Below are 26,020 nucleotides of genomic sequence, written 5' to 3'. Positions count from 1 at the left end.
GGAGGTAGACACACTGGCTCGGAGTGCGCCGCATTGTACAACCATTCCGCCCGCGTTCCGTTGAGACAACGCCGCATCCGTCGACAGGCGATGAAGTGGCCCTTGAGCCACAATCAAGCAACGGCGTCCTCGGGAATCCGATGACGGAACCGTTCGCGCCCGGTGTAGAGCAGAAAATGCTTGCCGGTGCAGCGCGCGAACAGGGTCAGGTTGACCCGTGTGGCCATCTGGTATCCCATCTGCGTCACGCCCGAGCGCGACAGCAGGAACGGGATGCCCATCTGCGCGCCCTTGATGACCATTTCCGAGGTCAGGCGGCCGGTGGTGTAGAAGATCTTGTCGGCGCCGCTCATGTCTTCCAGCCACATGCGGCCGGCAATGGCATCGACCGCGTTGTGGCGGCCGACGTCCTCGACAAACATCAACAGCTCGGTCCCCTTGAACAGCGCGCAGCCATGGACCGAGCCGGCCTGCTTGTACACCGACTGCTGCAGCCGGATAGTGTCGATGATGCCGTACAGGGTGTCCTGGTCGAGGATCGTATCGACCGGCAGGCGGATGCTGTCGACCTCGTCCAGCAGCGAGCCGAACACCGTCCCCTGCCCGCAGCCGGTGGTCACCACGCGGCGCGCGGTGCGCTCCTCGATGCGGTCGACGCCGGTGCGGGTGGTGACGGCGGCGGATTCGGTTTCCCAGTCGACCTGTACCGCGGCGATGTCCTCGATCGATTCGACCAGCCGCTGGTTGCGCAGGTAGCCCAGCACGAGGTGCTCGGGCGCGCCGCCCAGCGTCATCAGCGTGACCAGTTCGCGCTTGTCCAGGTAGACCGTCAGCGGGCGCTCGCCCGGCAGGTAGGCCGCGCGCACGCGGCCCTGCTCGTCGACGACTTCGACCTCTTCGATCAGCGGAACGGCTGCCTGGGTAAGCTCGGGACGCAGGGTCATGACAGGAAGGCTCAGGGCTGCTGGAAGGTGCCCCGTGCCGTCCAGGCGAGCATCGGGGCTGCGGTTATGGTGCCTTTGCGGGAGATTGTACTGCGCCGGGCGCAACCGGTTTGGCGTCGGCACCGGTGCTTGCGACCGCGGGCGCCGGCGCCGCTGGGGCCGACGCCGCCACGGGCGCAACGAACGGTCCCGGATCGGTACACGGCGGGGTCTGCACCGCCGCGCGCGCGTCCTTGCCCTGTGCCTGGCGTTCGGCGTAGTAGCGTGTCGCGATCTTGTCCTGCGCACGGCACAGCTGGAAGGCAGCGACCTTGTCCGACCACGCGGCGCGGGCCTTGGTCTCCGCGGCCTTGGCCTGCTGGGCTTCGCTGGGTGGCGGCAGCTTGGCCAGCGCGCCGGCACTCAAAGTGGCCCCGGCGGCCAGGGCGATCAGCGTCAGGGTGCGTGTCATGGTCGATGCTTCCCGAAGTATTGGTGTCCTGCGTGATCAAGCTTCGCCGGGGGTATGCCGCGCGGCCCGCCCGGCCGCCGCATCCGGACTGGCGGGACCGGTCGAACGCTGCGCGGGAATCTTGCCGGACTGGATGTCGTCGTACCAAAGCTCGTGATGCTCCTTGGCCCAGGCTTCGTCGACCCACCCGTCGCGCATGGCGCGGTACGCGCCTTCCATGCCGACCGTGCCCATGTAGATATGGCCGCACGCCATCGCGATCATCAGCACGGCGGAAATGCCGTGGATCACGTTGGCGATCTGCATGGTCGCGCGGTAGTAGTCCATGCCCGGCACGATCATGTCGAGCACCCAGCCCGAGGCCGACAGCACGATGCCGAAGATAAACACGCCGACCCAGAACCACATCTTCTCGCCGGCGTTGAAGCGCCCGCTCGGCACGTGCTTGCCGGATGCCAGTCCGCCCAGGCTGGTGACCCAGCGCACGTCGTCGCGGCCCGGCAGGTTATCGCGCACGAACACCACGAAGGCGACGATCACCGACAGCGTGAAGATGGGCCCGACCACGTTGTGCAGGTTCTTCAGGATGTAGCTGAGCCAGCCGAACAGCATGTGCCCCATCAGCGGCAGGAGGAAATGCTTGCCCAGCAGCATGATGATGCCCGACACCGCCAGCACCACGAACGAGATCGCCATGGTCCAGTGGACGATGCGCTCCAGCGGCGTGAAGCGTTCGATCATGCGGCCGGTGCGCGGCTCGCGCAGCGGGATGGTGCCGCGCCACAGGTAGAAGCCCAGGATGGCCAGCGGCACCACCAGCAGCAGCCAGCCGCCCCAGACGGTGATCACGCCGTTGCGGAACAGGCGCCATTGCTGGCCGGTGCGCTGGATCAGCACGCCGGCTTCCTTGTCGGGCAGGCTGCTGTAGTGACGCTGGTCGGAGTTGACCTCGCGCCAGACCGGCGCGTTGTTGCCGGGCTGCGTGACGGTGCGTTGCTGCTGCGACTGGGCCTCGGCGGCGATGTCGCGGCGCGGCACGTTGAAGATGTTTTCCGATGCGATGCCGGCCAGTGGCTGGGCCGGATGCGTGGCCGGGTTGTTGGCATCGGCGCTGCCCGAGGCGGTGGCCGGGCCGGTCGACGGCCCCGGTGCGGGAGCCTGGGCCGCGGCGCTTCCGGCCACGGCCATCAGTGCCAGCGCGCCGGCCGCCAGCCAGCGGCGCCACCCGGCGCCCTGCCCGCTGCGGCATGCATTGTGCGACGGCGTCATACGCCCTCCTTCAGGTCATCGGGAGCATGCGCGCGGATCGCGGCGCCTGCCCACTGCGGCGCATTCATTGCACGCGGTTGTACTCGTTCTGGTACTGGTTGCGCTGGCGGATCTGGTTATGCCAGCTGGTCTTGTCGCCCGCGGTCCAGCCCTTGGCCACGAAGGGGTCGTCGGGCGCGCCCTGGTACGCCTGGGCGTCGGCCTTGCGGTGCGACTGGTTGATGGTCTGCGGCTTTTCGCCGCACGCGGCCAGCAGCGCGCCGCACAGTGTCAGCAGGACGATGGCGCAGGCGCGGCTCATGATGTCTGCCCTCCCTGAACGCCGGTTGCGGCGGGGGTAGCCGGTGCAGCCGGTGCGGCTGGCGTGGAGCGGGCCCCGGGCGCATCCGGCGCGGCGGGACCAGCCGGCGCTGCCGGCGCCCCTGGCGCGGCCTTGGGCACGCCATAGGCGGTGCCCCAGCCGAACACGTCGCCGCCGGTACCGCGCTTGATCACGCGGTTGCGCAGGATGTCGGCAATCACATCGCCATCGCCGCCCAGCAGCGCCTTGGTCGAGCACATCTCCGCGCACAGGGGCAGCTTGCCTTCGGCCAGCCGGTTGCGTCCGTACTTCTCGAATTCGGCCTCGCTGCCATTCTTCTCCGGGCCGCCGGCGCAGAACGTGCACTTGTCCATCTTGCCGCGCACGCCGAAGGTGCCGGTCGACGGGAACTGCGGCGCACCGAACGGGCAGGCATACGAGCAGTAGCCGCAGCCGATGCAGACGTCCTTGTCGTGCAGCACCACGCCGTCGTCGGTGCGGTAGAAGCAGTCGACCGGGCACACCGCCATGCACGGTGCGTCGGAGCAATGCATGCAGGCCACCGAGATCGACTTCTCGGCGCCGACCACGCCGTCGTTGACGGTCACCACGCGGCGCCGGTTCACACCCCAGGGCACCTCGTGCTCGTTCTTGCAGGCCGTGACGCAGCTGTTGCACTCGATGCAGCGCTCGGCGTCACAGATGAATTTCATGCGTGCCATGATGTTCCTCTGCTCTGTCCTGTGGCTTATGCAAACCGCTCGATCTGGCAAACGGTGGTCTTGGTCTCCTGCATCATCGTCACCGAGTCATAGCCATACGTGGTGGCGGTGTTGACGGCTTCGCCCCGCACCACCGGCATCGCGCCTTCCGGGTAGTAGTCCTTCAGGTCCTTGCCCTGCCACCAGCCCGAGAAGTGGAACGGGATGAAGGCGGTATCCGGCCCGACCCGCTCGGTCACCAGCGCGCGCACCTTCAGCGCGGCGCCGGTCGGCGTCCTGACCCAGCAGAAGTCGCCATTGCGGATGCCGCGATCGGAAGCCGCGCGCGGGTTGATCTCGACAAAGTTCTCCTGCTGCAGCTCGGCCAGCCACGGGTTGGAGCGGGTTTCCTCGCCGCCGCCCTCGTACTCGACCAGCCGCCCGGAGGTCAGGATGATCGGGAACTTCTCGTAGACCTTGTTCTCGATATTGCGCTGCTGCACCGACTTGTACAGCGTCGGCAGCCGCCAGAACGCCATCTTGTCGTCGTGGGTCGGGTACTTGGCGACCATGTCGGGCCGCGTGGAGTACAGCGGCTCGCGGTGCTGCGGGATCGGGTCCGGGAAGTTCCACACCACCGCCCGCGCCTTGGCATTGCCGAATGGGTGGCAGCCATGGTTCTTCAGCACCACGCGCTGGATGCCGCCAGACAGGTCGGTCTTCCAGTTCTTGCCCTCGGCCTTGGCCTTCTCGGCATCGGTCAGCTCGTCCCACCAGCCCAGCTTCTTCAGCAGCACGTGGTCGAACTCGGGATAGCCGGTGGTGATCTCCGCGCCCAGCGAGTACGAACCGTCCTCGGCCAGCAGGTTGACGCCGTCGCGCTCCACGCCGAAGTTGGCGCGGAAGTTGCCGCCGCCGTCCATCACGTGCTTGCTGGTGTCATACAGGTTGGGCGAACCCGGGTGCTTCAGCTCCGGCGTGCCGTAGCACGGCCACGGCAGGCCAAAGTAGTCGCCGGTCAGGTCGTAGCCCGTGACGGGGTCCTTCCCTTGCTTGCAGCGCAGCGTCTTGACGTCGAACATCTGCATATTGCGCATATGCGCTTTCAGCCGTTCGGGCGACTGGCCGGTGTAGCCGATGGTCCAGTTGCTGGCGTTGATTTCGCGCAGGATCGATTCCGGCTCCGGCTCCATCCAGGTGCGGCCGGCGCGCTTGACCTCGATCAGCTTCATGTTCTTCGACAGCTCCTTGCCAAAGCCAAGCTTGTCGGCGAACGCCTGCATGATGGTTTGGTCGGGCATCGATTCGAACAGCGGCTCGATCACCTTCTCGCGCCATTGCAGCGAGCGGTTGGAGGCCGTGCACGTGCCCGAGGTCTCGAACTGCGTGGCCGCCGGCAGCAGGTACACGGCGCGGTTCGGGTTGACCTTGTCGCCCTCGGCCGGCGGCATGTTTGCCATGGCCGCGGTCGCTGACGGATACGGGTCGATCACCACCAGCAGGTCGAGCTTGTCCAGCGCCTTCTTCATCTCCAGGCCGCGCGTCTGCGAGTTCGGGGCATGGCCCCAGAAGAACACGCCGCGCACGTTGTTGTCCTGGTCGATCAGCTCGTTCTTCTCGGTGACGATATCGATCCAGCGCGACACCGTGGTGCCGGACTTCTCCATCATCGTCTGCGAGGCGAACTGCTTCTTGATCCATTCATAGTCCACGCCCCACACCGCCGCGTAGTGCTTCCATGCCCCGGTGGCCAGGCCGTAGTAGCCAGGCAGCGAGTCGGGGTTGGGCCCGACGTCGGTGGCGCCCTGCACATTGTCATGGCCGCGGAAGATGTTGGCGCCGCCGCCCGCCACGCCGATATTGCCCAGCGCCAGCTGCACCAGGCACGACGCGCGCACGATCGCGTTGCCGATGGTGTGCTGGGTCTGGCCCATGCACCACACCAGCGTGCTGGGGCGGTTCTTGGCCATGGTCTCGGCAACCAGGTAGACCTGCGCCTCGGGCACGCCGGTCACTTCCTCGACCTTGTCGGGCGTCCACTTGGCCAGCACCTCTTCCTTGACCTTGTCCATGCCGTAGACGCGGTCGTGCAGGTACTTCTGGTCTTCCCAGCCGTTCTTGAAGATGTGGTACAGCATGCCGAACAGGAAGGCGATGTCGGTACCCGAGCGAATGCGCACATAGTGATGCGCCTTGGCCGCGGTGCGCGTGTAGCGCGGGTCGACCACGATCACCTTGCAGCCGTTTTCCTTGGCGTGCAGCAGGTGCAGCATCGACACGGGATGCGCCTCGGCCGCGTTCGAACCGATATACAGCGCTGCCTTCGAGTTCTGCATATCGTTGTACGAGTTCGTCATCGCACCGTAGCCCCAGGTATTGGCGACGCCCGCCACCGTGGTGGAGTGGCAGATGCGCGCCTGGTGGTCGGTGTTGTTGGTGCCGAAGAACGAAACCCACTTGCGCAGCAGGTACGCCTGCTCGTTGCTGTGCTTGGACGAGCCGACGAAGAACAGCGAGTCCGGGCCAGTCTGCTGGCGGATCTCCTTCATCTTCGCGGTGATCTCGTCGAGCGCCTGGTCCCAACTGATACGCTGGTACTTGCCGTTGACCAGCTTCATCGGGTACTTCAGCCGGTATTCCCCGTGGCCGTGCTCGCGCAGCGCAGCGCCCTTGGCGCAGTGCGCGCCCAGGTTGATGGGCGAATCGAACACCGGTTCCTGGCGAATCCACACGCCGTTCTGCACCACCGCGTCGACCGCGCAGCCGACCGAGCAGTGGCCGCATACGGTGCGGCGCACGACGATGCCGCTCTTGCCATCGGCGGCGCCCTTCTTGTCGTCGGCGGCATCGGCCTTGCGCAGCAGCGTCAGTTGCGACGCCGCCAGGCCGGCACCGACGCCGATGCCCGAGCGCTTGAGGAAGCTGCGGCGGTCCATGGTCGGCATGGCGCCGGCCAGGCTTGCGGCGAGCCGCTGTGAGAGGCGTCCGGTTCCGGCTTGCGCGCCGGCAGGATCGTGCCGGTTGGCGAGGCCGTCAGCGAGGCGGGCGGATGCGCCCTGCGCCGCGCGTTTGCGGGTCAAGATCATGTCTCACCTCAGATGCGGACGAGAGCCGTCCGTTTGCTGGCGGCGCGGCGAACCACGCCGCCCTGGCACTTACACCAGTGTGGTCCGGTAGTACTTGCGAATGTGTTCTGAGACCCGGTAGCCCTTGCTGTCCGACGGGGTGTCGGCGGGTTCCGGCAGAGCGGCGGCCTGGTCCGGTAGTGCCGGCCCACGCGCTGTCAGCGCTGCCGCACCCGTTGCGGCAGCCACAACTCCAGCGCCCGCGAGAAATGAGCGGCGCGCGACCCGGGTTGGCTTCTCTCTCATGTGGGGGGGCTCCTCGGCTGTCAAAGCCCGATGGTTTTCGCCGTTATGCGTTGTTATGCATATTCTAGAAGCATCTTGCAGGAAAGACCATGATATGCAAGGGTTTTTCCTGACCTGCGGTCCTTAGTTCATCTCCAGCGCCAGCGCCTCGACACTGGCGAACGCGGCCAGCAACCCGGCGGCGCCGCGATAGAAACGCGCCTGCGGGTGCGCGATCACCGCATCGCACAATTTCTCGACCCAGGGCTGCAGGTGCTGCGCGTAGAAGCGCTGCTGCTCGCCGAGGTTGGACACCGACAGGTCCTCGCCAGCCACCAGGAAGCGCATCACCTCGCACAACGTGGCGATGTGGTCCTCGGTCTCGCTGACGCCGTCGTGGCGCTCCAGGCCATAGCGGGCCAGGTCTTCGCGCAGCGCCACCAGCGGACGCTCGTTGAGAAAGCCGGTCAGGTAGAACGAGCCATACAGGAACACATCCTGCCGGCCCACGCCGACGAATAGCTGCCGGTATTCCTCTTCAACCTCCGCCGCCGTGGTCTCGGCTGCTGCAGCGCACAACGCATTCCACGCCTTGCCCAGTACCGTATCGGCATCTTCGCCGACGGCGCGGTTGGCCGCGATGTGGTGCAGCAGCGCGGCATCGGGCGCACGATAGAACAGCGTGGCCAGCAGGCCGTACAGGTCGGCGCGGGCGGTGTCCTCGGCATCGTCGGCGTGCGGTGCCGCGGTGAGCTGGATCGGCTGGAAATCTGTCATGTCGTGATGAATTGTGTCGATGGAGGCTCAGCGCAGCGTGGTGCCGCTCACAGTGCCGCTCATGGTCCCGCTCATGGTCCCGCTCTCGTGCTCCATCATGTCGATCACGCGGCAATCCGGGCACATCTTCAGCCGCTCGGCGGCGGCGCCGGAAAATGCCGGGTGGCCGGCCAGCCGGACCAGCATCGATTCCACCATCTGCGCCGTGCCGAACGGCTTGGCGCAGCGCACGCAATGGAACGGCTGGGACTCGTTGAGCGTGACCGGGCGGCGCGCGGCTTCGCCGGCCAGCAGGCGCGGCACCAGCGTAATCGCATCTTCCGGGCAGGTCTTTTCGCACAGGCCGCACTGCACGCAATTGCGTTCGATCAGGCTCAGCACGGGGCGCTCGGGGTTGTCGCGCAGGGCCTGCGACGGGCAGGCGCCGACGCACGCCATGCACAAGGTGCACTTGCCGGTATCGACAGCAATCGCGCCAATCGGCGCGGCCGCCGGCAGCGGCACGATGTCGGCGGGCACCGGCGCGTGGCGCACCAGGTGGTCGAACACGAAGTCCAGCATCTCGCGCTTGGCCGCAACGGCGCCGAACGGCGCCGGCGGCAGCGCATTGCGGCCCGGACGCAACGCGGACAGGCCGGCATCCAGCGTGGGCGTATCTGCCGCCTCGACCAGGGACAGCACGTCGGCGTCATAACCCAGTCCCGCCAGCAATGCGCGGGCGACTTCCATCTGCTCGCGCAGCGCGGTGCGGTACTGCGGCGCCTCATCGCCGGTGAGCAGCACCGCCACGCGGCTGGCACCCCAGCACAGCGCAGCCAGCCACAGCTCCAGCCCGGCCGCGGCCGGGTGGAACAGCGACAGCGGCATCACATTGGCGGGCACGCCGGCGGCACGGCCCGCGCGCGCGGCGCGGCCCAGCGCCAGCAAGGCAGGCGTGCCATATTCCTCGCCGTGCAGCAGCACGACCGGGTCGCGCGCGCCGGCCTGCCGGTAGGCGGCCAGCAGCGTACGCAGGCGAGTGCCGGTCGTCTCCGGGCCGGGATAGCCGTAGCTGATGGCACCGCTGGGGCACACCGTGGTGCACGCCCCGCAGCCCATGCACAGGTTGGGCGTGACCTCGATGCGGCCCTTGCCGTCATGCCAGCGCGACTGGATCGCCCGGGTCGAGCAAATGTCGATACAAGCCGTGCAGCCGGTGGTCTGGTTGCGGCCATGCGCGCACAGGCTGTCCTTGTAGCGGAAGAATTTCGGCTTCTCGAACTCGCCTACCAGGCCCGCCAGCGTCAACGCCAGCGCCTGCTGCCGCGCCGGGTCGGCGCCGGCATGCAGGTAGCCTTGCGGCGGCTGGTGCATGGTGAAGGCGGGTTGGTCGCACAGGTCGAAGACCAGGTCGAAGCGGCCTTCCATGGTGCCTTGCGGCCGGTCGAAGTCGATGGCCGCGGCAGCGCCGCAAGCGCGCACGCAGTCGCGGTGCGAGCGGCAGCGCGACAGGTCGATCTGATAGCTGAAATCGATCGCGTCTTCCGGGCAGGCATCGATGCAGGCATTGCAGCGGGTGCACAGGTCCAGGTCGATCGGGTTGCTGCGTCCCGCGCCGGTTTCCCAGCTGGCCTCGAAGGCGCCGAGCCAGCCGGCAAGCGCGGACAGCCGTCCACTATGTACCGGATAGGTACGTCCGAAAGGCTGTGCGGCAGCGCCCTCGCCCGGCGCGCTGCCCGTCAGCAGCACCGTGACCTCGAGCTGCATGGCCGCGAGCCGTTCCGCCCAGGGCAGCGCGCGCTGCCCTGGGCCCAGCACCAGCACCGAGCCGTCGGAGCGGTAGTCGACCACGGGCACCGGCTCCGGCTCGGGCAACGCGGCCACCGCCAGCAGCGCGCCGATCTTGGCATTGGCGGTCCGGGGATCGCGCCGCGCGCCCTGCGACCAGCCGCCGGTCTCGCGGATATTGACGAAGCGGACCGGGGCGGTCACCACCGGGCGGCCATCCTGGCCCTGGGCGGTCTGCGCGGCAACTTCGGTAAACAGCGCGCGCTCCTGCGTGCAGGCCACGATGACATCGTCGGTGCCGTCCAGTGCGGCGGTGAAGGCGCCGATTTCGCGCCGGCACAGCAGGTGGTGGACCTTGAGCGGACCTTGTTGCTTGTCTTGTTGCTTGTCTTGTTGCTGGCCTTGCTGCGGGCCCTGGCTGGCTTCCGACAGCGCCGCCCCGTCAAGCGGCATGGTGTCGTTGCAATTGCAGATCAGCGTCGGCATGGCGAATGCGTGCTGACCGGACCGGACGTCCTTCTTGCGAGGGTCTGCGGCCCGGCGGATTGTGGGGAAGCCTATTGTAGGCTGCGCTGCCCGGTGGGGCTACGCGCACTTATCCGGATCTTGCGGACCTTGCGGGCCTTGCGGGCCCTGTTTTGCGCTTTGACTGGCCACCGGCGGCGGCGTTTCGGAGGATGCGGGTATGTCCGTAGCGCCAGCCGGGTCGCTGGCCACTGCGGGCGCCGCCGGCGGTACATCGTCCGGTTGTGCGGCGACTTGTGCGTCCGGCTGTGCGGCGGCTGCGGCCGCCTGGGCTGCCGCCCGCTCCTCGTCGGTCGGCTCGAACAGCCCCAGCGACTCGGCCTGGCGCAGCTGGCGCAGGATCACGGGCGGGATCGGGTCGGGCTTGCCGTAGTCGTCGATGTAGGTGTCGAGGCCGTCCATCACATTGAAATGCGGATCGGCAAACAGCGTCTTGAGCGCGGCGCGCTTGACCGATTCATCGACGCCGCGCGCGACGAAGCGGGCGATATTGTCGCCGGGACGCAGCGCCGCCACGTCGGCCAGGGTCGGCAGCGGGACTTCCGGGCCGGCCTCCGGCACCGCGGTCGCAGCCTGCGGTGGCACGGGCAACGGTGATGCCTCGGCAGGCGGCAGCGGCTCCGCCGGCACGGCCACGCCCTCCCGCACCGCGGCCTTGCGGCGCGACCAGCGTGACAGGAAGGACGAATCGCTCATCGGCGTATGCGAAACAGCAAGGTCAGTAGCGCGCGCGGTCCTGCGGCGCCTTGAAGGATTCGGGCCGGCGCCGCTGCTTCGGCTCGGGCCGGTAATGCTCGTTGACGTAGGCCTGCAGCCAGTCGCGCTGCTCCGGTGCCAGCGGCACGTTCTCGACGATCTCGCCGGCGTCGAGCCAGCGGCCGGCTTCGTTGTACGACAGCGTGACCGTCATCGGCACGGGGTGGGCGTCTTCACCGGTGCCGCCGCCGTCCTCGTCCTCGGGCATGCGCCACAGCACGAACCAGCATGGCGTGGTCGAGGTCAGGTTCAGATAATAGCCCTCGCCCTGGTCGCGGAACAGCTCGACCTCGAAGCCGGGATACAGCCAGCGCGCGCCGTGTTCATCGTGTTCCAGGCAGACCGCGTGCGTGCCGAACTCGCCCAGGTCCGGCAGCACCGCGTCGAGCTGCCATTTCCATGGCTGCCAACGGCTGGCCAGCGCCACCTTGCGCATCACCACCGCCATGGTGACGGCGGGACGGGCGCCGCGTGGCGGCGACTGTGGCAAGGGCGTGGTTTCGGCTTCCATGGCTGCTGGCGCGGCAAGCCGCGCGCTCAGGTGTTCTGCACGACGATGCTCGGGAACTTGCTGGTCATGTCGCGCGCCTTGTCGGCGACCTTGATCGCCACCTTGCGCGCGATGCCGCGGTACAGCTCGGCCACGGGGCTGTCCGGTTCTGCCACCACGGTGGGACGGCCCGAATCGGCCTGCTCGCGGATCTGCAGGTTCAGCGGCAGGCTGCCCAGCAGCTCCACGCCATAGTCGGCGCACATCTTCTCGCCGCCGCCCTGGCCGAAGATATGCTCGACGTGGCCGCAGTTCGGGCAGCAGTACACCGCCATGTTCTCGACGATGCCGAGGATGGGGATGCCCACCTTCTCGAACATCTTCAGGCCCTTCTTGGCGTCGAGCAGCGCGATGTCCTGCGGCGTGGTGACGATCACCGCGCCGGTGACCGGCACCTTCTGCGACAGCGTCAGCTGGACATCGCCGGTGCCCGGTGGCATGTCGACGATCAGGTAGTCGAGGTCGTGCCAGTTGGTCTGGCGCAGCAGCTGCTCCAGCGCCGAGGTGACCATCGGCCCGCGCCACACCATCGGGTTGTCCTGCTCGATCAGGAAGCCGATCGAGTTGGCCTGCACGCCGTGGCCCTCCAGCGGCTCCATGGTCTGGCCGTCGGTGGATTCGGGACGGCCGTCGATGCCGAGCATCATCGGCAGGCTGGGGCCGTAGATATCGGCATCGAGCATGCCCACGCGCGCGCCCTCGGCGGCCAGCGCCAGCGCCAGGTTGACGGCGGTGGTGGACTTGCCCACCCCGCCCTTGCCCGAGGCGACGGCAATCACGTTCTTCACGCCCGGCAGCAGCTTGACGCCACGCTGCACCGCGTGAGCGACGATCTTCATGGTCACGGCCACGCTGACGTTGGTGACGCCCGGCACTTGCCGCACCGCAGCAACCACCAGCTTGCGGATCGGGTCCAGCTGGCTCTTGGCGGGATAGCCGAGTTCAACTTCCAGCGAAACCTCGCCGCCGTCGACCCGGATGTTCCGGGCCGAGCGCGTGGAAACCAGGTCCTTGCCCGTGTTGGGGTCGATGACGGTGCGCAGGGCTTCGGTGACCTGCTCAGTGCTGACGCTCAAGACAAACTCCGCTTGGTTTTTCTGAATGTGGGGGATGGCCCGTACGGCCGGCGCCACCGGCTGGACTGGCACCTAATGTATCAAAGTTTGACGTCTTCCCCTGCCTAAGGAAGGGGATTCCCACAGCTGGCGATGCACGTCCGCATCGGAGAATGTTCAGCGCAGCATTAGTATCACGGTCATGCACGGCACCGCAGCTACTACAGGTCCACTCTCTTATTCGCAGTCCTGCGATACCTTTCGGCCGCGTCGTGCTGTCTTTCGAACCGCACGCCGAACAGGACTGGGTAGAACCGCTTTCGTTCACTTCCTCAAAGGTGGCCCCGTGCGCAATCGCTTTGTAGCGGAGCTTGGCCCGGAAGGACGACCAGGATGCGTCATAGACGCTTTTCGCCATCTTGGTCCTGGCGAGTTTCACAGCCGACACGTTGCCAACTGCGATGTAATCGAAGCGGCGGACGAGGTCGAGCGCAAGCTTGTGCTGGAAGTCGGCGCGGGAATTCGCCACCTTGGCATGCAGCTTGGCGATATGCCGCTTGTGCTTTCGCGCACGCTGCGCCTTGGCCAGTCGTTCGGCGGCATGCCGGCCAAACCGGTCATTGAAAAACTTCTCGCCGGTCGAGAGCGTCGCGAAGTCCTTCAAGCCAAGGTCGATGCCGACGCCAGCTTGAATCGGGCGTGCCGGCACATCAGGAATCTCGATCACAATGTTGAGAAACCAGTTCCCGCGCGAATCCTGCGCAAAGTTTGTGCCGTCCTTGATCTTGCCTTCAGGCAACGGGCGGCTGTTGAACACGCGGAAGCTATTGCCGGCAAAGCGAAACGCCTCGCCTTCTCGTTTCAGATCGCGGCCCTTCAGGGGCACCCGGCCCAGGCACTTCCTGCCGCGGTATCGCAGATAAGTACGGCGATGCTGGCTGCGCGATTTAGCGTACTGCTCGCACGTCGCATTGACGGTGCCGGAATGGATACAGAGTTCCTTGCTGCTGCCAGTGGTCAGCACATTCAGATCGAACCCGCTCGGCCACTTCTTACCCCATTTGAGCGCGTGCTTCTGCGTGTCATTGCAGAAGTTCCAGACGAAGTTCACCGCTCGGCTCTGCCTGTTGAGCAGGCCGTTGAGCGACTTGACCCGGTAGCGGTAGACGAGAATCATGCCGCTCATTCTAACGTTGGAATGCCACCTGGCGACGCCGCTCCTTTCACTTCCCGCCATGAAAGGCTGGGAGTGAAAGTAGCGAATCTGAGGCAATGGTCAATGGGAGTCCGAGAAGAGCGGCCAACTCCCCTGTGCCAGGTGTGGGATTACAGACATTTACAAATCTCACAACCTTGCACTTGTGCGCGCGCCGCCATATCCATATTGTAGTGCGGTTGGGCGGACAGGCACCCGGGCATTGGCCATCGCGCCGGCCGCGCCGCCGCCAACGCGCACAAAGGGTTATCTGCGGTATCGCCTTGCGGTTACCATCCGCATGCGGTACCAGGAACATTACGGGAATATCAGAAGGAGAAAGCATGAAGATCAAGCTCGTCACTGTCTCGCTCGCCGCTGCCACCCTGCTGGCCGCGGGTTGCGCCACCGAACAGCAGACCCATACGGCGGTCGGTACCGGCGTAGGCGCCGCGGTGGGCGCGGGGCTTGGCAACCTGATCGGCGGCAATACCACCGGCACGCTGGTCGGCGCGGCCGTGGGCGGAGCCGTCGGCGGTGCGACCGGCTACAACTGGAATGCCATCCGCGGCAAGCTGAACAAGGACACCGCCGGCACCGGCACCCAGATCACCGAGCAGCCGGACGGCTCGCTGAAGGTGAACATCCCCAGCCAGGTGACCTTCGATACCGACAGCGCCAGCATCAAGCCGTCGTTCCGCTCCGTGCTCGACCAGGTCGCCCAGACGCTGGGCCAGCACCAGGATGTCAGTGCCAACGTCGTGGGCCATACCGACAGCACCGGCAATCCCAGCTACAACATGCAACTGTCGCAGCGCCGGGCCCAGAGCGTGGCGAGCTACCTGGGTGACCGCGGCGTCGCACGGAACCGCCTGACGGCCGAGGGCCGGGGCCAGGCCCAGCCCGTTGCAGACAATGCCACCGAGGCCGGCCGGCAACAAAATCGCCGCGTCGAAATTTTTTTGAAACCAATTCAAGGGTGACCCAGTCATAGAAACAGGTACCGCTTGCCACCGTTGCTGGCTCGCGATGGGTGGCTGACCTCCCGGGCGGTACCTGATTTCTCCTCCTTTTCCGTTGTGGAAAGCTGCGCCGGCACTGACCGGCGCTTTTTTTGGGCCGTTTGCAGGGAATGGCCTGTGCCATTTCAGCGGATTCCGCCATGCGGAACCGGCGCATCCGCGGCACTACGTTGCTAAAATAGCCCCTCCCCGGCACGCGCCCGCCTCGCGCGCAGCGCCGTCGCCACTGATATTCCCCGCCCCTGACCGGCTCTTCGTCTATGACCGCACGTCGCATCCTCGTCACATCCGCCCTGCCTTATGCCAACGGCCAGATCCATATCGGCCACCTGGTGGAATACATCCAGACCGATATCTGGGTGCGTTTCCAGCGCATGATGGGCAATGAGGTCTACTACGTCGGCGCCGACGACACGCACGGCACCCCGGTGATGCTGCGCGCCGAGAAGGAAGGCATCACCCCCAAGCAGCTGATCGACCGCGTCTGGACCGAGCACAAGCGCGATTTCGACAGCTTCCTGGTGTCATTCGACAACTACTACAGCACCGACGCGGATGAAAACCGCGAGCTGTGCGAGAAGATTTACCTGGCCCTGAAGGCCGAGGACCTGATCGCCCAGCGCGATGTCGAGCAGTTCTTCGACCCCGTCAAGAACATGTTCCTGCCGGACCGCTTCATCAAGGGCGAATGCCCCAAGTGCGGGGCCAAGGACCAGTACGGCGACTCGTGTGAGGTTTGCGGCACTACCTATGTGCCGACCGACCTGAAGAACCCTTACTCGGTGGTCTCGGGCGCCACGCCGGTGCGCAAGTCGTCGACGCACTTCTTCTTCAAGCTGTCCGATCCGCGCTGCGAGACCTTCCTGCGCGAATGGGTGGCCGACCTGGCGCAGCCCGAGGCCGCCAACAAGATGCAGGAATGGCTGGGCGGCGAAGGCGAGGCCTCGACCCTGTCGGACTGGGACATCTCGCGCGATGCGCCCTACTTCGGCTTCGAGATCCCCGGCGCTCCCGGCAAGTATTTCTATGTGTGGCTGGACGCGCCGATCGGTTACTACGCCAGTTTCAGGAACCTGGCGCAGCAGCGCGGCATCGACTTCGACGCCTGGGTCGGCCCGCACTCCACCGCCGAGCAGTACCACTTCATCGGCAAGGACATCCTGTACTTTCACACGCTGTTCTGGCCGGCAATGCTGCGCTTCTCGGGCTACCGCACGCCGACCAATGTGTTCGCACACGGCTTCCTGACGGTGGACGGCGCCAAGATGAGCAAGTCGCGCGGCACCTTCATCACCGCGCAGAGCTACATCGACACCGGCATGAACCCGGAATGGCTGCGCTACTACTTCGCCGCCAAGCTCAATGCGAGCATGGAAGACCTGGACCTGAACCTGGACGACTTCATCGCCCGGGTCAACAGCGACCTGATCGGCAAGTACGTGAATATCGCCAGCCGCGCGGCTGGCTTCCTGGTCAAGCGCTTCGAAGGCAAGGTCGACGAGGCCGCGCTGGCGCACCCGCTGCTGGAGCAGCTGCGCCAGGCCGCGCCGCAGATCGCGCAGCTGTATGAAGCACGCGAGTACAGCAAGGCGCTGCGCCAGGTGATGGAACTGACCGACACGGTCAACGCCTTCGTCGACACCGAGAAGCCGTGGGAACTGGCCAAGGACGAAAGCAAGCGCGCCGCGCTGCACGCCGCCTGCTCGGTGTCGCTGGAAGCCTTCCGCCTGCTGACGGTGTACCTGAAGCCGGTGGTGCCGAACGTGGCCGCCGGCGTCGAACGCTTCCTGAACGTCGAGCCGCTTGACTGGCGCGCCATCGACAAGCAGCTGTCCGCGGCCAACCCGGTGCAGGCCTACCAGCACCTGATGACGCGCGTCGATGCCAAGCAGGTCGACGCACTGCTGGCGGCCAACCGCGAATCGCTGCAGGCCACGGCGGCGCCCGCTGCCGCGGCAGCGTCGATCGAGCCGGTGGCCGAGACCATCACCATCGACGATTTCGCCAAGGTGGACCTGCGCGTGGCCAGGATTGTGGAATGCCAGAAGGTCGAAGGCTCGAACAAGCTGCTGCAGCTGACGCTGGACCTGGGCGAAGGCAAGACCCGCAACGTGTTCTCGGGCATCCAGTCGGCCTACGCGCCCGAGCAGCTGGTCGGCAAGCTGACCGTGGTGGTGGCCAACCTGGCACCGCGCAAGATGAAGTTCGGGATGTCCGAGGGCATGGTGCTGGCGGCATCGGCGGCTGATGAGAAGGCCGCGCCGGGCCTGTACATCCTGGAGCCGCACAGCGGAGCGGTGCCGGGCATGCGGATTCGCTGAAGCGGATCGCGCGCAGGAAGCGGCGGCGGCCTTCGGGCGGCCGCTTTTTTTTTGCACCGAGGTGGTGTCAGCCGCCCTGCATCTTCGACGGATCGTCGCTGCGCGAAGTCGTCGTCACGGTGCCATCGCTGTTGAAATGCACATTGAAGAAGGCCTTGTCGGTCGAGGTCTCCATCCAGCGGTAGCCCCACACTTCTTCCTTCTTCAGCGCGAAGGCCTCGACCTTGGTCGGCTTGCCCAGCAGGCGGCGGATATCGTCCTTGCTCATGCCGGCGCGCACGCGCGCGAAATTCTCCGGCGTCAGCACCTGCTCGATGCGCGCGACCTTGCCGTCCGCGCCGATGGTGACCATCCACGTGGTGGTGCCCTCGGGGCCGCGCGGGTATTCCAGCCGGCGGCCGCCGTCTGCCTCTTCCCAGACGATCTCGGGCTTGCCGGCCTGGCGCCGCAGCTCTTCCTCGGTGGACTGGCCGGGCACGATGCCCTTGAACAGCTGGCTGTCGGGCTTGATCGCGTTCCAGGTGTTGCGCGCGGTTTCGCCCGCCTTGTTCATCGCTTCATCGACCTTGCGCTGGTCGCAGCCGAACAGCGCAAGCACAGAGGCAATCAGTCCCATGGCGGCAAGGCGTCGCGGCGACGCGTAGTTGGCGGGGCGTAGGTGGGTGGCGCTTGCTTCAGCGGCGCACGGGCTCGGCAATGACTGCCGAAGCGGCCGCGGCCGCGCTTTCCGGATCGAGTATCTGGCCGTCATCCTGGCTCCTGCTGGTGCCGCGGCGGTTCGAGGCGCCCGAGAACAGGATCGCCCAGCTGTCGAAGCGGCGGTTGAACAAGACCGACAATCCGTTGATGGAGCCGCCCTTGGCAATCAGCGACCAACGCCGCGAGAACTGCCAGGTCAGCTTCACCACGTTGGAGGCCGAGGTCAGGCTCTGTTCGTAGCCCACCGCGATCTGGTCGGTAATGGCCTTGCCCATGCTGACCACCTGCTGGTCGTTCAGGCCCGCGGTGCTGGGCCCGATCGAGAATTCGTCGATGCCGAAATGCGAGACGATGCCCTTGCCCGCCTTGCCGCCGATCATGCCGAGCGCCGCCCCGCCCAGCGCGGCGCCGCCAAGCGCCCGCTGCTGGCCCGCGCCGGCGCTTTCGGCGCCGTAGCCGAACATCAGCCACGACAGCTTGTCTTCGTCGGGCACGTTGGGCTCCGACACCAGCCGCACGCGCGGCAGCCGCACCGTGCCGGTCACCTCGACGCCCGCCTCCACTTCCTGGTTGCGGCGCATGGCGCGGATGTTCATGTTCGGGTTGTCGATCGGGCCGTTGAAGTTGATGATACCGCGCTCGATGTCCAGCTTGCGGCCGAAGGCCTCGTAGGTGCCATCCGTCACGCGCACCGTGCCGATGGCCTTCAGCGGCACCAGCGGTTCGCTCTTGACCCCGAGCTGGCCGGCCAGCAGCAGGTCGGCGCCCGCGCCGCGGAAGCGGAAGTCGTTGCCCAGGTCGACGGTCAGGTCGATCACCGGGCTGAACTTGCTCGCCGGCTTGGTCTCGGGCACCACCGGCGTCGCGGCGGTCTTGACCGCGCGCTGGTCCTTGCGGCGGATCACCACCACGTCGTCGCCCAGCACCGGCGCGCCGGCCTTGGGCAGGTCGAACAGGCCGCGGTCGACGCGGAACTTGCCGCGGATCACGACCTGCTTGTTTTCGTTGGCGATGCTGGCATCGCCCGACACCACCAGCGTGCGTTCCGGGCTGGCGAACAGCTGCAGCTTGTCGGCGACGATCTTGCCGGTCAGGTTGGGATCGGCCTCCCCCAGCTTGACGTTGCCGGTGGCGGTGATCTTGCCGTCGCCGCCGTGGAACTCGACGTGCTTCAGTTCCACCGTGTTCTGGTCCAGCGCCACGCGCACGGTGCCGTCGGTCAGGCGCAGGCCGATGTCATACAGCGTGACGGCGAGATTGTCGCCATCGATGGTGCCGGCCAGCAGCGGCGCGCCGACCGTGCCGCCCAGCCGCAGCGCCGCGGCCAGGCGCCCGTCGAAGGCATACTGCGGCCCGGTCAGCGCCTCGAGCGACTTCAGGCGCGGCACATCGACCGTGACGGTGCCCGCCAGCGTCGATGCCGGCCCCACCGTCTGCAGGCCCTGTTCCTGCACCAGCCCGGCCGAGGCATCGACCACCACCTTGCCGATGCGCCCCGACACCATGCCGCCGCGCAGCGCGATGCGGTTGCCGCCCGCCTCGGCGCGCAGGCTGGTTTCGCCCAGGCCCATGGTGGTAAAGCCGCGGCCGGCATTGACCGACAGGTCGCCGCTGCGCCGGCGCACTTCGGCAAACCCGCTCGCGGTCTCGGCCAGCGCCAGGTTCCAGCGGCCGTCGATGACCAGGTCGGAGCGCACCGGCGGTTTCTCGCCGGTGATGGTTTCCATCAGTTCGAGCACGTGGCCGACCTGCAGGCCGTTCAGCGTGCCCTGGCTGCGGATGCGGCCATGGTCCCAGTCGAAGCTGTCGATGGCGAGCGTGGCGTTGTCCATCAGCAGCCGCGTGGCGCCCAGGCGCACGCGCTGGTCGGCGACCAGCAGCTGTGTCGGCGCGGCCAGCCGCAGGTTGACGGTGCTGCGCTCTTCCAGCGTTCGGATGGTGCCGTTCCAGCCCTCCTTGCCTTTCCATGCGCCCTGCCCCGCCAGCGCCAGCTGCAGCGGCCGGCGGTTCAGGGTGCCGGCGGCCTTGACGTCGAAGGCGTGGTTGGCCTGGGTGCCGTTGAGGGTCGCGTCGAGCGTGCTGAGGCTGGCCTGCGGCCCGCGGTAGTCGCGCGCGGCCAGCTGCACCGACAGCGGTCCGTCCAGCCCGCCACGCACCTCGGCGCGGCCGCTGGCGCTGGCCACCTTGTGCGGTCCCACTTCCAGTGCCTGCGCGTTGTAGTCGGCCACCACCTCGGGCTTCTTCAGCGTGCCGGTGATGGTGGCATCGAGCTTGAGCTTGCCGGCCACGCCGAACTTGAGCCGCTCCAGCTGCGGCGCGTCGACCGCCAGCCTGAGCTGGTCGCCGCGCGCGCCGAAGCTGCCGCGCAGGTTGGCCTGGTTGCCGGCCATATTGAGCGCCGCTTCGCTTGGCAGCAGCCGCTCGCCGGCGAGCCGCACCTTGCCACCGCCGGTCATCGGCAGGCCGGCGTATTCGCTCTCGTGCACGGCAAAATCCAGCGCCACGCCAAGCACCGGGGCAATCTCGCCGCTGGCGCTGAAGTCAGCGTTGATACGGCCCGCGGCCACCTTGGCCAGCCGCGACGGATCGAATGACGCCAGCTTGCCCTTGAAGCTGAACGGCTGCCTGTCCTTCAGGCCGAGCTTGCCTTCCGCGCTCAGCACGCCGGGGCCGACGGTCGCGCGCAGCGCGCCCAGCGTGACGGTGTCGGCGTCCATGCTGGCGTCGGCGAACAGCTTGAGCGCAGCGCCGGACAGGTCCAGCGCCACGCTCTGCCGGCCGGGCTCCATGCGCAGCACCACCGGGCCGGACAGGCTGGCGCTGGTGAGCGAGCCATGCAGCGCCGCGGGGTCGAGCCGGTGCACGTCAAGGTCGAAGCCGCCGCGCCCATCGCGCAGCGAGCCGCCGCCGGTGATTTCGGCCTTGCCGGTCAGCGCCACGCGCAGGTTGCTGATGGCCTGCGCCATTTCGCTCAGTTCGACGTGGGCGCGCACCGAATGCACGGGCAGGCGCTCCTTGTCGAGCAGGCCGGCTTCAAGGTTGCGGATCTCGATGTCGCCTGCCACGGCAAGCGGCGCGGGCGGCGGCACCGCGGCGGGTGCGGATGCGGAGGGTGCGGATGCGGCAGGCGGCGCCGGGGTCGCCGCCGCGCCATCCACCGGCCGCAGCTCGGCATGCACCGTCAGGTCGGCCTGCGGCGCGGTGGGGCTGAACAGCCGCGGGTTGATGCGCTCGCCATCGACCAGCAGGTTTGTAAACGGCACCTTGCCGAACGGCGTCAGGTCGGCGCCGGCGCGCGCATGGATGCGGTCGCCGTTGGCCTGCAGCTCGGCGCGCAAGGCTTCGAGCGTGCCCCTGGCGGTGGCGTTGACGGCAAAGGACTCCTTCTGCCAGCTCGCCTCCAGCAGCGCCTCGGCGCTGAGCGGGAATGGCGCGCGTGCGCCGATCTGGGCGTTGGTTGCAAGCTTGCCGTACGGCGTCTCCAGCTTGTCCACGCTGACGCGGTGGTGCTGGCCGTCGCTGTGCAGCGCGCCGGACAGGTTGGCGAACACCATCGGCTCGGCGGCGGGTGACGTGCCCTGCAGCAGCGCCAGCCGCTCCAGGGTCAGCGCGTCGACGTCGATCGCCAGCGGCAGTTCCAGCGACTTCGGCATCTGCGCCGGCTCGGTGCTCGGCTCTGACGGGCCCAGCCGGACCTCGACCTTGCCGATGCGCAGGTAGTCCAAGTGCAGGCGGCGCGGCTGCCAGGTCATGGCCCAGCTGCCATCGACGCGGTCCACCGTCACGCGGGTCTGGCCGCTGGCAAAGACCACGTCGCGCAGCCGCAGGCCATGCGCCACCGTGCCGCCTTCGAGCCGGCCGCTGAGCATGCCGGCCGACAGCCGAGTCGCCAGCGTCCACAGGTGGCGCGTGCCGGCCTCGGTGCCCAGTGCCGCCACGCCCGCGCCGACCAGCGCCACCACCAGCAACACCAGCACGCCGACCAGCCAGGCGAGCGCGCGCCATACGCGCCGGCGCTTGCGCGGTGCGGGCGGGTTCGGCTCAGTGGGCGTGCCCTCGCCGGGCACGTCGGGCAGGTCGTGGGCGCTCATGCCGGCATCCCAGGCGCGCGGGCGGCCATCAGAACGCCACCCCCAGCGAGATATGCGGCCGGAACTGCTGTTCCTGGATGCCGTAGCCGACGTCCAGCTGCAGCGGGCCCACCGGCGTGCGCCAGCGCACGCCGACGCCCACGCCGTTGTAGATCGTCACGCCGCGCAGGTTGTCGGCGGCCGTGCCCAGGTCCCAGAACACCGCCACGCCCCAGTCCGGCTTGAACCAGTACTGGTACTCCAGGCTGCCGGTGCCGAGATACTTGGCCGGCAGGATGCTGGAGCCGCTGGGGGTGCCGATCGACTGGTAGGTGTAGCCGCGGATCGAATCGGTGCCGCCGGCGCGGAAGCGCAGCGTTGCCGGGATCTGGCTCGAACTGTCGCCGGTCAGGTCGGCGCCCAGTTCCAGCCGCGCCACCACCAGGTCGCGCTTGCCCACCGGGATGTACTGGCGGATACGGCCATACAGGCGCAGGAAGGTGGCATCGCTGAGGAAACCCCGCGCGGCCACGCCGACCTGGGTGCTAATCACGTTGCCGCGGCGCGGGAACACCGGGTTGTCGACATCGCGCCGGGTCCAGGCGAAGGCCGGCACCAGCGCCTTGCTGATCTGGGCCGCCTGGCCCTCGGGCAGCAGCTTGTCATAGTAGAAGTCGAGCGACGTGGTGACGTCGTACTTCTCGCGCGAGCGCGAGCGCTTCAGGCCCGCGCGCAGGCTGGTGGTATCGGTGTTCTCGAGATCGATGGTGCGCTCGTAGCTGCTGTACACGCTGTTGCGGTAGGCGCCGCGGGACGGCGGCATCGCCGCCTCGGCGAACAGGTAGGACCGCTTCTGTTCGATCCGCGCTTGCGAGTCGAAGGTCCAGGCGCGGTTGAACAGGTTGTAGTAGGAATAGCGCCCTTCCACCTGTGCGCCGGTATCGGTGGTAAAGCCGACGCCGCTGTTGAGCCGGTGCACCGGGTATTCGCGCACGCGCACCGACACCGGCGCGGTCACCACGCCGTCGGGCGCCTTGTCGGCATCCGGCGGCGGCTCCAGGTCGACCTGGACGTTGGAGAAATACGGCTGGTTCTGGATCGCGCGCTGCAGCTCGAGCAGCCGCTCGACGCGGTACGGCTCGCCCTCGCTGAGCGGGTTGACGTTGTAGACGATCTCTTCCGGGTAACGGCGGTTGCCGCGGACCTTGAGCGGCCCCAGCAGGTAGGCCGGCCCGCTGGCGTAGTGCGCGGACAGGTCGGCGCGCAGCTCGTCGGGCTCCACCCGCGCCTGCGACGCTGCCAGCCGCGCACCGTAGTAGTTGTGGCTCTGCAGCGTCATCAGCGCGTCTTCCTTGGCCTTGTCCCAGTCGGCCTGGCGGAACGGGTCGCCCGCCGGCAGGCCCCACTTGGCCTGTATCTCGGCCACCTGCTCGGGCGAGCGCGTCGCCGCCGGGCCGGTCACCTGGACATCGACATTGCGGATCAGCGTGCGCGCGCCAGGGTCGACCGTGACGTGGACCACGCGCTTGTCGCCCTCGCCCTCCACGCGGGTGGTGGTGGTCGGATCGAAATAGCCTTCGGTCGAGGTGAACTGGCGCACCTGCTCGCCCACGGTCTCGACCATGTAGTCGAACTGGTCCTGCGACAGGTCGGTGCGGTCCTTGTAGCGCGACAGGTCCAGGTGCTCTTCGAGCATCTCCTTGATCGGCTTGGGGGCTTCGACCTCGACCTTGTAGGCGCCGAGCGCGGCACCGGCCGGCAGCAGCATCATCAGCAGCGCGGCGAGCGCGAACGCGGCCGCGCGCGCCCGCCAGGGCAGCGGCGCGGGATGTGCCGTATCCGTCCCCCCGGTGCGGTCGATCGTCATCCGTTGAAGTCGCCGGGCGCCCCGGACGCGGTGTCAGCAGGTTTAGCGGTGATAGCGGTGTCTCGCGGCATCGCCGTTTGTCCACACATACGAAGTCGGTATTTGACCACACACCGCGCTGCGTCCGGAATCTTCCTACCCCCGGAAAGCAGGCCGGGGGCCAAATGCGACCCCGCGCCGGGCCGATACTGTAAAATCCTGCCCCACTGCATCCATTACACGCCCCAAGCGGCGCATACGGTTTCACCATGGCCATGTACGAATCCGAGATCACCCAGTTCCTGAAGCAGCTCAAGCAAGAGCGCCCGACGCTCGAAGCCGAGCAGCGCGACGGCCGCGCCCTGCTGTGGGACAAGGCGCCGATCGACCTGGAAGAGCGCGCCCGCGCCCAGGCGTCGCGCGTGGCCCAGAAGCCATACGTCTACTCCCAGGACAACTGATCCCCGCCAGCGCGCCCTGCCACCGGCGATGAGCACAGCCGACCAGGACAAGCTGCCGCTGCCCGCCGCGGTCGCCGGCGCTGCCGACAACCTTGCCGGGCCCGCGGGTCCCGCCGACATGGTCGACGGGATGGCGTTCGCGCGCCTGTACGGCGAGCCGCTGTTCAAGCTGCCGCAGGACCTATACATCCCGCCCGATGCGCTCGAAATCTTCCTGGAAGCGTTCGAAGGCCCGCTGGACCTGCTGCTGTACCTGATCCGCAAGCAGAACTTCAACGTCCTCGACATCCCGATGTCGCAGGTCACGCGACAGTACCTGTCGTATATCGAGCAGATCCGCAAGACCAACCTGGAGCTGGCGGCGGAATACCTGCTGATGGCGGCCATGCTGATCGAGATCAAGTCGCGCATGCTGCTGCCGGTCAAGAAGGCCGACAGCGACGAAGACGCCGAGGACCCGCGCGCCGAACTGGTGCGCCGCCTGCTGGAGTACGAGCAGATGAAGCTGGCCGCGCAGCGCCTGGACACGGTGCCGCAGCTTGGCCGCGACTTCCTGCGCTCGCAGGTCTATATCGAGCAGAGCCTGGCGCCGCGCTTCCCCGAAGTCGAGACTATCGACCTGCAGGCCGCCTGGGCCGACGTGCTCAAGCGCGCCAAGCTGAACCAGCACCACAAGATCTCGCGCGAGGAGCTATCGGTGCGCGAGCACATGAGCCAGATCCTGCGCCGGCTGCAGCATGCGCGCTTCATGGAGTTCTCGGAACTGTTCGAGGACGCGATCCGCTCGGGCAAGGGCGTGCCGGTGGTGGTGGTCAACTTTATCGCCATGCTGGAGCTGTCGCGCGAGTCGCTGGTCGAGATCACCCAGGCCGAGCCGTTCGCGCCAATTTATGTGCGATTGGCGTACAGCCCTTCCTGACCCACCCTTGCGGCAGGGTCCGCCCCCGTCCCACTTGATCTACAATCCGCCGACAGCCGGCACAATAGGCCCAAAAAGCGCCAGGAAGGCAAAACGCCCCGAAGGCCCGGCATGTCACGGCGCCGCCCCCCGGAGACCGGCGCCACGGGTCACACCCTCACGACAGCACACCTAGCCAGATGAAAGTCATTTCCTCCATCCAAGAGCTGCGGGACCAGCTGCGCGGCCAGAACCGCGCTGCCTTCGTCCCCACCATGGGCAACCTGCACGAAGGCCACCTGTCGCTGATGCGCCTGGCGCGGCAGCACGGCGACCCGGTGGTGGCGTCGATTTTCGTGAACCGCCTGCAGTTCGGCCCCAACGAGGATTTCGACAAGTATCCGCGCACGCTGCAGGACGATATCGAGAAGCTGCAGAAGGAAGGCGTCTATGTGCTGTTTGCGCCCTCCGAGCGCGATATGTACCCGGTGCCGCAGGAATACCGCGTCGAGCCGCCGCACGACCTGGGCGACATCCTGGAAGGCGAGTTCCGCCCCGGCTTCTTCAAGGGCGTATGCACGGTGGTGATGAAGCTGTTCTCGTGCGCGCAGCCGCGCGTGGCGGTGTTCGGCAAGAAGGATTACCAGCAGCTGATGATCGTGCGCCGCATGGTGCAGCAATTCGCGCTGCCGATCGACATCATCCCGGCCGAGACCATTCGCGACGAAGACGGCCTGGCGCTGTCGTCGCGCAACCGCTACCTGAGCCCGGACGAGCGCGCCGAGGCGCCGGTGCTGTACCGCACGCTGCATGAGGTGCGCGACACGGTGCTGGGCAGCGACCGCGCCGGCGCCGACCTGCTGGCGGTGGAGGCCAATGCCGTGGCAGCGCTGGCCAAGCGCGGCTGGAAGCCGGACTACGTGTCGATCCGCAAGCGCAGCAACCTGCAGGCGCCGACGCACGAGGAATTTGTTGCCGGCGAGCCGCTCGTGGTACTGACCGCAGCCAAGCTGGGCGCGACCCGCCTGATCGACAACCTGGAAATCTGAGCGCGGGCGCGGG

At 67.4% G+C, this 26,020-nt stretch carries 21 protein-coding genes; 5 read left to right on the top strand and 16 right to left on the bottom strand.

What is annotated here, in order from left to right:
- Positions 1 to 113: 113 nt before the first annotated feature.
- The 13 genes from ACAD63_RS04070 to ACAD63_RS04010 form a co-directional block, all read right to left on the bottom strand.
- On the bottom strand, positions 114 to 944 hold the full coding sequence (locus ACAD63_RS04070; protein ID WP_195427252.1) for a formate dehydrogenase accessory sulfurtransferase FdhD: 831 nt from the start codon (positions 942 to 944) through the stop codon (positions 114 to 116).
- A 64-nt stretch (positions 945 to 1,008) separates the two neighbouring features.
- Positions 1,009 to 1,395, bottom strand: coding sequence for a hypothetical protein (locus ACAD63_RS04065; protein WP_434033450.1), 387 nt, complete (start codon positions 1,393 to 1,395; stop codon positions 1,009 to 1,011).
- A gap of 36 nt (positions 1,396 to 1,431) precedes the next feature.
- Positions 1,432 to 2,664 (bottom strand): formate dehydrogenase subunit gamma, encoded by a 1,233-nt coding sequence (locus tag ACAD63_RS04060; protein WP_135705789.1) that lies wholly within the window; start codon positions 2,662 to 2,664, stop codon positions 1,432 to 1,434.
- Between the two features lie 64 nt (positions 2,665 to 2,728).
- Entirely contained in the window at positions 2,729 to 2,965 is a 237-nt protein-coding gene (locus tag ACAD63_RS04055) for a hypothetical protein (protein WP_133092491.1), read from the bottom strand.
- Positions 2,962 to 3,687, bottom strand: a complete 726-nt coding sequence (gene fdh3B, locus ACAD63_RS04050) for a formate dehydrogenase FDH3 subunit beta (protein WP_133092492.1) — start codon at positions 3,685 to 3,687, stop codon at positions 2,962 to 2,964. The genes ACAD63_RS04055 and fdh3B overlap by 4 nt, the downstream gene beginning before the upstream one ends.
- A 26-nt stretch (positions 3,688 to 3,713) precedes the next feature.
- Complete coding sequence (locus ACAD63_RS04045; protein ID WP_195427250.1) at positions 3,714 to 6,752, bottom strand: molybdopterin-dependent oxidoreductase; 3,039 nt, start codon at positions 6,750 to 6,752, stop codon at positions 3,714 to 3,716.
- Between the two features lie 69 nt (positions 6,753 to 6,821).
- Positions 6,822 to 7,037, bottom strand: a complete 216-nt coding sequence (locus tag ACAD63_RS04040; protein WP_063240102.1) for a formate dehydrogenase — start codon at positions 7,035 to 7,037, stop codon at positions 6,822 to 6,824.
- 123 nt (positions 7,038 to 7,160) lie between these two features.
- Positions 7,161 to 7,793 carry a TorD/DmsD family molecular chaperone gene (locus ACAD63_RS04035; protein ID WP_135705793.1) on the bottom strand — a complete coding sequence of 211 codons (633 nt, stop codon included), beginning with the start codon at positions 7,791 to 7,793 and terminating at the stop codon, positions 7,161 to 7,163.
- A gap of 27 nt (positions 7,794 to 7,820) precedes the next feature.
- Positions 7,821 to 10,046, bottom strand: coding sequence for a 4Fe-4S binding protein (locus tag ACAD63_RS04030; protein ID WP_434033449.1), 2,226 nt, complete (start codon positions 10,044 to 10,046; stop codon positions 7,821 to 7,823).
- Between the two features lie 99 nt (positions 10,047 to 10,145).
- Entirely contained in the window at positions 10,146 to 10,781 is a 636-nt protein-coding gene (locus ACAD63_RS04025; protein WP_434033448.1) for a DUF3306 domain-containing protein, read from the bottom strand.
- 22 nt (positions 10,782 to 10,803) lie between these two features.
- Positions 10,804 to 11,352, bottom strand: coding sequence for a DUF3305 domain-containing protein (locus ACAD63_RS04020; protein WP_434033447.1), 549 nt, complete (start codon positions 11,350 to 11,352; stop codon positions 10,804 to 10,806).
- Positions 11,353 to 11,378: 26 nt separating this feature from the next.
- Positions 11,379 to 12,467 (bottom strand): iron-sulfur cluster carrier protein ApbC, encoded by a 1,089-nt coding sequence (gene apbC, locus ACAD63_RS04015; protein WP_434033446.1) that lies wholly within the window; start codon positions 12,465 to 12,467, stop codon positions 11,379 to 11,381.
- Entirely contained in the window at positions 12,451 to 13,623 is a 1,173-nt protein-coding gene (locus ACAD63_RS04010) for an RNA-guided endonuclease InsQ/TnpB family protein (protein WP_434033445.1), read from the bottom strand. The genes apbC and ACAD63_RS04010 overlap by 17 nt, the downstream gene beginning before the upstream one ends.
- A gap of 362 nt (positions 13,624 to 13,985) precedes the next feature.
- Between ACAD63_RS04010 and ACAD63_RS04005 the strand changes: the two genes are divergently transcribed.
- Entirely contained in the window at positions 13,986 to 14,624 is a 639-nt protein-coding gene (locus tag ACAD63_RS04005; protein WP_133092499.1) for an OmpA family protein, read from the top strand.
- Positions 14,625 to 14,923: 299 nt separating this feature from the next.
- On the top strand, positions 14,924 to 16,984 hold the full coding sequence (metG, locus tag ACAD63_RS04000; protein WP_434033444.1) for a methionine--tRNA ligase: 2,061 nt from the start codon (positions 14,924 to 14,926) through the stop codon (positions 16,982 to 16,984).
- A 67-nt stretch (positions 16,985 to 17,051) separates the two neighbouring features.
- On the opposite strand, the gene bamE is transcribed toward metG, so the two are convergent.
- From bamE to ACAD63_RS03985, 3 genes are read right to left on the bottom strand one after another with little or no spacing between them, the layout of a single operon-like run.
- The gene (gene bamE, locus ACAD63_RS03995) at positions 17,052 to 17,600 is read right to left on the bottom strand and encodes an outer membrane protein assembly factor BamE domain-containing protein (RefSeq protein WP_133092501.1); all 549 of its coding nucleotides are present in this window, start codon (positions 17,598 to 17,600) and stop codon (positions 17,052 to 17,054) included.
- 58 nt (positions 17,601 to 17,658) lie between these two features.
- Positions 17,659 to 21,774, bottom strand: a complete 4,116-nt coding sequence (locus ACAD63_RS03990; protein ID WP_434033443.1) for a translocation/assembly module TamB domain-containing protein — start codon at positions 21,772 to 21,774, stop codon at positions 17,659 to 17,661.
- A gap of 28 nt (positions 21,775 to 21,802) precedes the next feature.
- Positions 21,803 to 23,620 (bottom strand): autotransporter assembly complex protein TamA, encoded by a 1,818-nt coding sequence (locus ACAD63_RS03985; RefSeq protein WP_434033442.1) that lies wholly within the window; start codon positions 23,618 to 23,620, stop codon positions 21,803 to 21,805.
- Positions 23,621 to 23,868: 248 nt separating this feature from the next.
- On the opposite strand from ACAD63_RS03985, the gene ACAD63_RS03980 reads away from it, so the two are divergent.
- From ACAD63_RS03980 to panC, 3 genes are all read left to right on the top strand, one after another.
- On the top strand, positions 23,869 to 24,060 hold the full coding sequence (locus tag ACAD63_RS03980) for a DUF3460 family protein (protein ID WP_029046065.1): 192 nt from the start codon (positions 23,869 to 23,871) through the stop codon (positions 24,058 to 24,060).
- A 28-nt stretch (positions 24,061 to 24,088) separates the two neighbouring features.
- Positions 24,089 to 24,979: a segregation and condensation protein A gene (locus ACAD63_RS03975; RefSeq protein ID WP_133092504.1), complete on the top strand. Its 891-nt coding sequence runs from the start codon at positions 24,089 to 24,091 to the stop codon at positions 24,977 to 24,979.
- A gap of 179 nt (positions 24,980 to 25,158) precedes the next feature.
- Positions 25,159 to 26,007 (top strand): pantoate--beta-alanine ligase, encoded by an 849-nt coding sequence (gene panC / locus ACAD63_RS03970; protein WP_135705806.1) that lies wholly within the window; start codon positions 25,159 to 25,161, stop codon positions 26,005 to 26,007.
- Positions 26,008 to 26,020: the final 13 nt, after the last annotated feature.

This window comes from Cupriavidus sp. a3, assembly GCF_051015765.1.
Taxonomy (GTDB): Bacteria; Pseudomonadota; Gammaproteobacteria; order Burkholderiales; family Burkholderiaceae; genus Cupriavidus; species Cupriavidus oxalaticus_A.
This window is presented reverse-complemented; position numbering and strand designations above follow the sequence as displayed.